The sequence below is a fragment of the Xylanibacillus composti genome, assembly GCF_018403685.1.
GTDB lineage: Bacteria > Bacillota > Bacilli > Paenibacillales > K13 > Xylanibacillus > Xylanibacillus composti.
Map to the genome: position 1 here is coordinate 1 of NZ_BOVK01000100.1, position 9,585 is coordinate 9,585.

A 9,585-nucleotide genomic window follows, 5' to 3' on the forward strand; every position below is an offset into this window, starting at 1 on the left:
CATTATCACGGAATAGTAACATAGAGAAGTGAAAAAGTTGACAGCCTTGGCTAAATAAGCGAGAATGAACCACGAGTTCTTATCTCATATACCCAGCACTAACTATAGAGAATCGATTACGAGGAAAGGGGAACCACATGGAACGCAACCTGCAGGCCTCATCCGCCATCACCCGGCGCAAGGCCGAGCACATTGATATTTGCCTGCAAAAGGATGTGGCCGGGCGCGGCATTGACAGCGGGTGGGGGAATTATCGTTTCGTACACAAAGCACTGCCGGAGATTCGCTTTGCAGACATATCTACTGCCACCCAATTTCTAGGCAAGCCACTCCAGACCCCGCTGCTGGTCAGCTCGATGACCGGCGGCACAGAGGAAGCCTGGCAGTTGAACCGTCTGCTCGCTGAAGCCGCCGAGGCTCACGGGTGGGCGCTCGGTCTTGGCTCGATGCGTGCAGCGCTGGAGCATCCGGAAACAGCCCGCACGTTTTGTGTTCGTCAGTGGGCGCCTTCGATCCCAATCCTCGCGAATTTGGGCGCCGTCCAATTGAATTATGGCGTATCCATTGACGACTGCAGGCAGCTTGTCCAAATGGCCGAAGCAGATGGTCTGGTCCTGCATCTCAATCCGATGCAGGAAATTTTCCAGCCGGACGGGGATACAGATTTCGCAGGACTGCTCGCCAAGATCGAACAGCTATGCAGGCAGCTTGAAGTACCGGTAGGCGTCAAGGAAGTAGGGATGGGGATAGATGCCGATACCGCCCGACAATTGGCTGACGCCGGTGCTGCTTTTATCGATACGGCTGGTGCCGGAGGCACCTCTTGGATTCGAGTGGAAGGCTATCGCTCACCTGAACCGGTCAAGCGGCAGGCAGCCGAAGCATTCGGCGATTGGGGCCTTTCCGCTGCGGATAGCCTCATTCAAGTTCGCCGGGCCCTACCCGCTATGACGATTGCGGCCAGCGGCGGCATTCAGAATGGCGTCGATGCGGCCAAGGCGTTGGCTTTAGGCGCAAACCTGTCAGGCACTGGCCGCGCCTTGCTCAAGGCGGCCGCCGAATCGGAACACAAGCTGGATGAGACTATGGCCCGCTTCACCTTCGAGCTTAAAGCAGCCATGTTCGGAATCGGGGCCGCTGCACTTGGCGAGCTGCAAGCCACCGATCGGCTTATCCATCGCTCCGATTAGCGCCCTGCTCATCGGCAGACATCAGCGCTTCCGCTACCTTCCGAAAGAGGCGAACCCCTTGATGGACAGAGCCCGGCGGCTGATCGTATACAACTGCGGCAATAATATAGCGCGGCTGCTCCACTGGTACATAGCCGGCAAACCAATGGTGCTCCTTCTCTTTATGCGCGCCTGTCTGAGCGGTTCCGCTCTTGCCGGCAGCCGGCCAGCGCATATCCGCCAGCGCCCGTCCGGTCCCCTCATTCACCGCTTTCTCCAGCGCCTTCCTCAGCTGTCGGGCCGTTTGCCTGCTCAATGCATCCCGAACCGGACTCTCCTCTTTGATCCGATATGCGGTAGTGCCATTCGCATACCGGATATCTTTTATAAGCTGCGGTGCGAGCAGCTTGCCATCGTGCAGGATGGGCTGCAGCATGACAGCAGCCTGCAGCGGCGACATGCGCGCATCCCGTTGGCCGATTGCTGTCTGCACCCTTGCTCCTTCATCTTCGGCAAGATGGGGCGCCGCATACAGCAATCCTGCCTGCTCATGATCGAGCAAGCGCAGCGATTCCCCCGAACCGCGCTCCCATACAGGACCGACCTGCTGACCCAGACCGAGCTTCGCTGCGGTTTCTTCAAATTGCTGCGGCGTCAGGGACAGCATGGCCTGGGCAAGCGCTACATTGCACGAATGCGCAATCGCTTCCTCCAGCGTCAGCTTGCCGTGCCCCCCAGTCTTCCAACAGGACAAGCCATACGCGCCAAAGTGACCGTTGCATTCGAACAGGTGGCTGTCTGGAAGCGTCCCATGCTCCCAGACGGCGGCAGCTACAGCGAGCTTCATGATCGAACCGGGAGTTTCCGCGGCAATCGCCCGGTTGCGCCAATCCTCGCCCGCGGGATTGACCTGCAGCGGATGATAGGAGGGTCTGCTTGCCATCACCCGAATATCTCCATCTTTCGCATCCAGCACTACGACTGCGCTGCTATGTGTATGACCGCTCTCATCCATCACCCGCTCGACAGCCAGCTGCTGGCCGCGATCCAAGGTCGTAGTCACTTTCAACGGATAGTACGGATTGGCGCTCGCTTGCATGCGAACCCCCAGTCCTTTCAGCAGCTCGCCGTTTCCGTTCACGTGAACAGCAATTTCCTCCGAAGTGCGTCCGCGAATAATGGGTTCCAGCGTGCGCTCCAAGCCGGAAGCGCCGATCTTCTGATCCGGCCGTACGGTTCCCTTGCGGAGCTCATCCGCATAAAGGGTCTCCAGCATCTGCGGATGCTGGCTGATAAATCCGATGACATGTGCTGCAGGGAACGGAGCCGCATAGCGTAAAGAGTAAGGGACGATTTGGACCCCGACCAGTTGGGCTTGTTCGACAAGCATGCGCTGCTCCTCAGTCATGGCGACAGGCGTTACATCGCCGGACCTCTGCCACAAGAAAGGGACATCCCCCCTCACCGTTGCCGGCTCGCCCAGAATCTCGGCCAGCACCTCAAATCGATCCAGCTCGTCCGAACGGCTTGCATCCCTAACTGGAAACACGGCTGCGGCGTGAATGACCTGCCCGGTCAGCGGTTCCCCGTAACGATCCGCGAAATCCCCTCGGCCATCATGCAGGACGATGGATTGCTCACGCTGGCGAACAGCAGCATGGGTCCAATCGACCGGCGCTGCAAGCTGGATCCATGCTAGTCGGCCGAGCCAAGTCGTCATCACCATCGCAAAAATCAGCAACGTCCAAAATATTCTCTTCGGCTGCATGGAGAGAACCCCCTCATCTTTCGTTCGGCTATCTCCAGCATGTCCATCTTCCATTCTCGCCATAACAGAGAAGCCTGCAAGATCCGGTTCCCCTCAAAATAAAGAAGCTGCCCGCTGGGCAGCTTCTGAAGGAGCAGATCAGTGACGAATCAGCCCCACACACGCTATGCATTTCTATGATCCGAAGGTTAACCCTCAATCTGGAACCGCTGCAATGTTTGCTGCAGTGACTTCGACAGGTTTTCCAGCTTCTCTGCCATCTGAACCAAGCCTTCGCTGGAGCTTAGCTGCTGATTGGAAAGAGAGGCAACCTGCTCGGAAGTGGCCGAAGATTCCTGAGAAACAGCGCTTACACTGGACATCGCTTCCGACAAGGTCATCTGCGACGATTCTAGCGTTTGCAGCGATTGGGTTACGTCATCCAGCTTGCTGATGAAAGATTCCATTTCCACCTTCACCGTACTAAAGAGCTTGTCCGTGTCCTTGACCGAAGCGATTTGCTCCTGGAAGATCGGATAGGCATCGGACAGCACGTCAACGGTCTCTCCAATTTCAGCCTGGATCGTATCCGTGATTTGGCCGACAACGTCGATCGATTGTCTGGATTGATCGGCAAGCTTGCGAATTTCATCTGCAACAACCATAAAGCCTTTGCCCGCCGTACCTGCTCTTGCAGCCTCGATGGTCGCATTCAAGGACAAGATGTTCGTCTGCTTCGCTATGGCATTCAGCATGTCCAAAATTTTCCGAATGGAGTCGGTGCTTTCCTTCAGCTTGTCTACCTTTTCTACCATCGATCGGGTCATTCGCTCGGTTTGCTCCGTCTTGCCGATCAGCTCTGTCATCGTGCCAGTTCCTTGCTCGCTGACGCCTCTGACGTTATGGGCTGCCTTGCCCATCTCCATATTCGCTTCGACGACCCGGCCCATTTGTTCGCCTAGCTCAATCGTGATGCCGTTCCCCTTCTCCGCTTCCATCGCGAGCGTGGAAGCGCCAGAGGCAATCTGCTCCGTCGCCATGGAAATCTCCCTGGAGGAAATGGCCGTTTGCTTGGATACATTAGACAGCTCCGTCGCCGTCTCCAGCACGTCAAGAGCAGACTGATTTGTCTGCTTCACAAGCAAGGAAATCTGTTCCATCATGCGGTTGAAGCTTTCGCCCAACTGGCCGATTTCGTCCTTGCTGCGGATGGAGGTGCGTACAGACAGATTGCCCTGCTCGCCCTCATTCATCAAGTTCCGCAAGCTGACAAGCGGACGCGCAATTAGCCGCACCATAATGTATCCGACGCCGACTGCAACAAGAACCGCGGCGCCAATGATGAACGTCGTCGCCATCAAGATTCTGTTGGCGTCCTCCGTCAATTCCGCAATCGGTACAGATCCGACCAAGAACCAGTCATTGTTGGCTGCTCGAAATTTGTCATGGATAATCAGGTTGCCGTGATTCTCATAGGAATACGGACGTGTAACCACCTCTCCGTCTTCCCGAGCCAGCTCAATATCCTCGAGCACAGTGCCTATCAATTCTTGATTCTCACTATATATAAGCTCGTTATTCTCGTTCATGATGTACTTGACTCCGCTGTCGCCCAGCTGCAGATTGGCCAAATGCTGTCTGAACGCAGAAGCTTTAATCTCGATCATCAGAACGCCGGTGTCCGTATTGGTGGAAGTGGTGCGAATCAGCCGCGCCAGTCCGAATGTCGCTTCCTGGCTGTTCCCCATTACACCGCCAACCATCGTGTTCAACCAGATCACATCTCCGGTTTCCAACGCGTGCTGGAACCACTCTTTCTCTGCGATGCCGCCTGCATTGGCTGCCGTTACGCTGCCGCCGGATGAGATCGTGTTGCCGTTCGTATCAAAGTAAAAGATAGAATGCAGCTCGTTATTGGACATCGTCATGCCATTCAGCTTGTTATCCAACGAGGACTTCATCTCATACATGGCAAAATTGTCATCCGTACCCCTGTGAATGTTCGATATCGTTGTCTGAATTTCAGCATCCGTCAGAAATTGCAAGGAAAGTTCAGTGTATTTGCCCAGCACCAAATCCATCTTTTCCTTCGCCTGTACAATCGCTTGCCGCGAAAATTCAGAAACCTGGTCCGTAATGGTATCCTTGGACATCAGATAGGAGGAAAATCCGGAGATCGACACCAGGATAATCGTGCTGACAAAAAAGAGTATGAATAGCTTGGCACCTACGGAACGTGCCGGGTTCAATGAAAAGGTGCGCTTGCCCTTAGGCGCATTATGTATAGGCTTGCTCTTGCGTTCTCTTTCTGTCTGATGCGGATTGCTGCTTGATGGTAACGCTTTCTTATCTGGCCTTGAAACAGATGCGATCCGTTGTGTCAACTGTTTCCATAGCTTCATGCTCTGCACCCCTTCGCTGAAATAATACAAGGAATCATGTCTTCTGGTACAAGTCATTATTCGACAAAAAAGACATGATTCCTCCATGATTATTTTTTCGATTTTTTCGACATGAATTTTTTGCGGAGCATATCCATCGGTTGAACGGGTCCTTCCATTCTCAGACGCAGCTTCTGCAACGGGTGCCGGGCAGCGTCCAGCGTGTTGCCCTCTTCATCATAGATCGCATCCACCGTTTGCCGGAAGCGGACGCCATCCGGACTGAACACCTCAAGCTCTGTCCCGGGCTTGAAATAATTGCGCTGTTCAACCAGCGCCATTCCTGTAGCGGCGTCATATTCCAGCACGATACCGGCGAAATCGTATGGCGCCTGCTTGTCCTCTTCGTGATAGATGTGCTCCTTGGCGCCCGGAACCTGGAAGAAGAAGCCCTCATTGAGCGGACGATTGGCTGCCTTGTGAATTTCCTCCAGCCATTCCGGCTTCAGCTTGTAATTGTCAGGATCGGCCAAATAAGAATCGATCGCCTGCCGGTACGCATAAACGACGGTAGCTGCATAGTGCATGCTCTTCATGCGCCCTTCAATTTTCAAGCTGTCAATGCCCGCTTCAATAATCTGCGGAATATGCTCGATCATGCACAAATCCTTGGACCCCATCGTAAAGCTCTCTTCCTCATCGGCAAAGAGCGGAACCCCTTCTGCCAGAAGCTGCCCGGATTCATCGGCAGCAGCCTGGTAGAGATCATACTTCCACCGGCACGACTGCGAGCAGCCGCCGCGGTTGGAATCGCGATCCGTCAAATGATTGGACAGCACGCATCTGCCCGAGAACGAGGAGCACATCGCCCCGTGGACAAAGGCCTCTATCTCTACATCCACCTTCTGCTTGATCTCGATGATGTCCGCCATAGAAGCTTCGCGAGCAAGCACAACGCGGGGAAGTCCTTCTTCCTTCCAATACCGTACGGCTTCCCAATTCAGCGTAGACTGCTGCGTCGACAAGTGAACTTCGAGCTTCGGCGCAACCTTCATGGCCGTATCAATAATAATCGGATCAGCTGCGATGATTGCGGCGATCCCAACTGCCTCCAGTTCGCGCAAATAATCGGCAATGCCTGCCAAGTCTTCGTTATGCGCATAAATATTCGCGGCAACAAACACCTTCGCTCCATATCCTTCGGCAAACTTCACCGCCTGCCGCATTTCTTCCATCGTAAAGTTGTCCGCGTTGGATCGAAGGCTGTAGCGAGGGCCGCCAATGTACACCGCATCCGCTCCGTAATGAATCGCCATCTTCAATTTTTCCAAATTCCCGCCGGGCGCGAGCAGCTCCGGACGAGCCAGCTTGCGTTTGGCCGATGCTGCCGCCGGCGCTTCCTCCAGTCGGATCGACATCAGACGCACCTCCTCCATTTTTTTAGAATCAATATACTTGCTCCTTGAACAGGAAGCCGTAGGTTAGTTCACGATTGGGGTCCTGGTACTGGCGAATGCGCTCCATCCAGGCAGGGTCCGGGTCATAGCTGTCCGGATTGCTCGCCCAGGCGTCAAGCGCCTCTCTATAGGAACGGACTGCCGCGACATGTGCCTCTGAGGTCTTAAGCAGGCCCTCGACCTTCAGGCTGTGAATCGGGGCAGCCAGCAGCTCATCCAATACTTCCAGCAGGCATATGTCTTCAGCGCTCATAATATGCGTGCCATCCCGATCTTCGTAAATCGGGAAGCGAAGCTCCTTTCTTTCCTGTTCGACCAGATAGAAGCCGCTGTCCTTCCCTGTGTGGTTCGGCTCTGCATTTGCCCCCTGGTAGTGGATATAGCTCTGAATCAATTTTCGGCCGGAATGATACAGCGTGGTCATCCCGTGCACTTGCACCTGAACCTCCATTTGGACATTGTCGGCGATTTCCGCAATCTCCTCCAGATTCAGCTCTCTTGCAAGCACGACGCGCTTCGCGCCTCTTGCCCCCCAATACTGCGCTGTTGCATAATTCGTCGATGTCATTTCCGGATTCCAGTGCAGAACCGCCGGATAGCCCAAATCGCGGCAAATCATCAGGACAGCTGGATCACCGAACACCAACGCGTCCGGCTCCAACTGCTGCAACAGCTGGATATACGCCCTTAATTCGGGCAGCTGCTCATTGGCAAATACATGATTTACAGCTACGTAGACGCGCAGCCGCTTCTCCCTGGCAGCCGCGATCGCGGCCTCCAGTTCTTGAGCTGGAATATCTCCCGGGAGGCGAACGCCAAATCGGCTTTCACCGATAACAACGGCGTCTGCCCCCGCATCGGCAACTTGCTTGATCTCATCAATCGAACGAGCCGTAGCCAGCAATTCCGGTGTAGTTTTCAACGCGCTTCCCTTCCTTCTATCGTTTTCGGCTGACGGCAACCCCATCTCCAGCTGGTACGATCAAGGTTTCCAGTTCCGGATGGGTCGACAGCATTTCATTGTAGCTCTGAAGCTTGCGGATCATCGCCCGCCTCTTGTCTGGAACCTCTGCCTCTGTCATGGCAGCCAGTCCGCGGAACAGCACATTGTCGGAAGCGACCCATCCGCCAGATTTCAGCTTGGGCAGCGCCAGCTGCAAGAACTCGGCATATTTCCCTTTGGCCGCGTCAATAAACAGCACATCAAACGGCCCTTCGATTTCCTCAAGCGTCTGCAGGGCATCCCCTTGTATACAGCGTACACGATCGCCCACCCCGGCTTCAACGAAATTCCGTTCAGCCCGCGCGGCCCGTTCCGCGTCCAGCTCCAGAGTAACAATTTCCGCATCCGGCGCCGCCATAGCCATATGGATGGTCGAGTAGCCGATGGCGGTGCCGACCTCCAAGATTCGTTTGGGCGCCGTCAACTGCAGCAGCAGGCGAATTAGCGAAATGCCGCTGCGCTGGATGTTGGGAATTCCCTCCTCGCGCCCTTCCCGTTCCAATCGAAGCAGCGTCGGTCTGCTGCCCCAAACCTCCTGCTTGTCCAGCAGCTGTTCTACATAAGCGTTAACCCGTCCCCAGCCAATTTCCATTGCCAGCCTCCATTATTTGCTTCCAGATCTTGAAGTCCTATCCGTTCCCGCCTGCTTCCATCTGCTTGCTTCGTTCTATATTTTCCAGATGTTGAGCATAGGTTTCTGCGAACAGATGCTCCTGGCTCCCGTCTTTCTTCGTAACATAATAAAAGTAAGGCGTCTCCTCCGGATACAAGGCCGCCCGGATAGAAGCAAGCCCCGGAGCCGCGATCGGGCCCGGCGGGAGCCCGTTGTGCCGATAGGTATTGTATAGATGGTCTACTCGCAAATCCTCATACAGCACCCGGTCTTTGTGCTCGCCCAGCGCATACTGCACAGTGGCGTCTATTTGCAGCGGCTGCCCAATCTCCAGCCTGTTGTAAATCACGCCAGCGACAATCGGCCGCTCCGCATCGACAACGACCTCGCGTTCAATGAGCGATGCTACCGTCATGATTTCATGGAAGGTCAGTCCCAGCTTGTCCATCTGCTGCTGCCAGCCTTCCGGCAGCTGCTCCAGCTTGCGATCCAGCTCCTCCAGCATGCGCTGAACCATCACATGCTCCGCAAAATCTTCCTTCACGATTTCGTACGTCTCAGGGAACAAATAACCTTCTAGCCAGTATACATAATTTCCGTCAGCCGGAATATCCCGAATCGATTCGGCCATGAAATTTTGCGGCTCGCTTACCAACCGCAAGAATACTTCTTCATCAATGATGCCGGCATTGCCAAACTGCGCAGCCATCTGCGCAACGGTCATGCCCTCGGGAACCGTAAACCTCACCGTCTCAACAGGTATCGTATCGCCGGCATTAAATTTCGCGATCATTTCATCCAGCGTCATGCCTGGCGTCAATGCATAATCCCCTGCCTGAAAACGGCTGCCTTCCCCTTTATAACGCAAATAATAGCTGAAGATGAGTGAACTGCGAATGAGACCCGCTTCTTCGAGCTTCTTGGTTACGGCTGTAGAGTTCATGCCCGGTTCAATCGTAAACGTTATGCTCTCACCCTGCGCCTCAACGGGCTTCAAGCTATTTGCAACAAACATGCCGATCCCCGTTACCGTGCCTGCTCCCAAAAAGAACAAAATCAACAGTATGATGAACACGGCTTTCCACGGTTTTCGGCGAACTGTTCCTGTTCCTGTTTCTCCATCCGGCATGTCCATTTCCCTTGCCTCTTCACGATTCAACACTAATCCCTCCCAGTTGCGACAAACAATTGGTGCCCACGAAAGTGAAGCATTGC

General features: G+C 54.6%; 7 protein-coding genes. 1 reads left to right on the top strand and 6 read right to left on the bottom strand.

Going from position 1 to position 9,585, the window contains the following annotated elements:
* The first annotated feature begins 137 nt into the window (after positions 1-137).
* Entirely contained in the window at positions 138-1,190 is a 1,053-nt protein-coding gene (fni, locus tag XYCOK13_RS21430; RefSeq protein WP_213414293.1) for a type 2 isopentenyl-diphosphate Delta-isomerase, read from the top strand.
* On the opposite strand, the gene XYCOK13_RS21435 is transcribed toward fni, so the two are convergent.
* The 6 genes from XYCOK13_RS21435 to mltG form a co-directional block, all read right to left on the bottom strand.
* Positions 1,171-2,937 carry a peptidoglycan D,D-transpeptidase FtsI family protein gene (locus tag XYCOK13_RS21435; protein ID WP_213414294.1) on the bottom strand — a complete coding sequence of 589 codons (1,767 nt, stop codon included), beginning with the start codon at positions 2,935-2,937 and terminating at the stop codon, positions 1,171-1,173. The two genes, fni and XYCOK13_RS21435, sit on opposite strands and share 20 nt — an antisense overlap.
* Positions 2,938-3,125: 188 nt before the next feature.
* Positions 3,126-5,318, bottom strand: a complete 2,193-nt coding sequence (locus XYCOK13_RS21440) for a methyl-accepting chemotaxis protein (protein WP_244865301.1) — start codon at positions 5,316-5,318, stop codon at positions 3,126-3,128.
* Positions 5,319-5,407: 89 nt separating this feature from the next.
* Positions 5,408-6,715: a peptidase U32 family protein gene (locus XYCOK13_RS21445; RefSeq protein ID WP_213414295.1), complete on the bottom strand. Its 1,308-nt coding sequence runs from the start codon at positions 6,713-6,715 to the stop codon at positions 5,408-5,410.
* A gap of 28 nt (positions 6,716-6,743) precedes the next feature.
* Entirely contained in the window at positions 6,744-7,676 is a 933-nt protein-coding gene (locus XYCOK13_RS21450) for a peptidase U32 family protein (protein ID WP_213414296.1), read from the bottom strand.
* Between the two features lie 16 nt (positions 7,677-7,692).
* On the bottom strand, positions 7,693-8,349 hold the full coding sequence (locus tag XYCOK13_RS21455) for an O-methyltransferase (RefSeq protein WP_213414297.1): 657 nt from the start codon (positions 8,347-8,349) through the stop codon (positions 7,693-7,695).
* 37 nt (positions 8,350-8,386) lie between these two features.
* Positions 8,387-9,529, bottom strand: coding sequence for an endolytic transglycosylase MltG (mltG, locus tag XYCOK13_RS21460; protein WP_244865302.1), 1,143 nt, complete (start codon positions 9,527-9,529; stop codon positions 8,387-8,389).
* Positions 9,530-9,585: the final 56 nt, after the last annotated feature.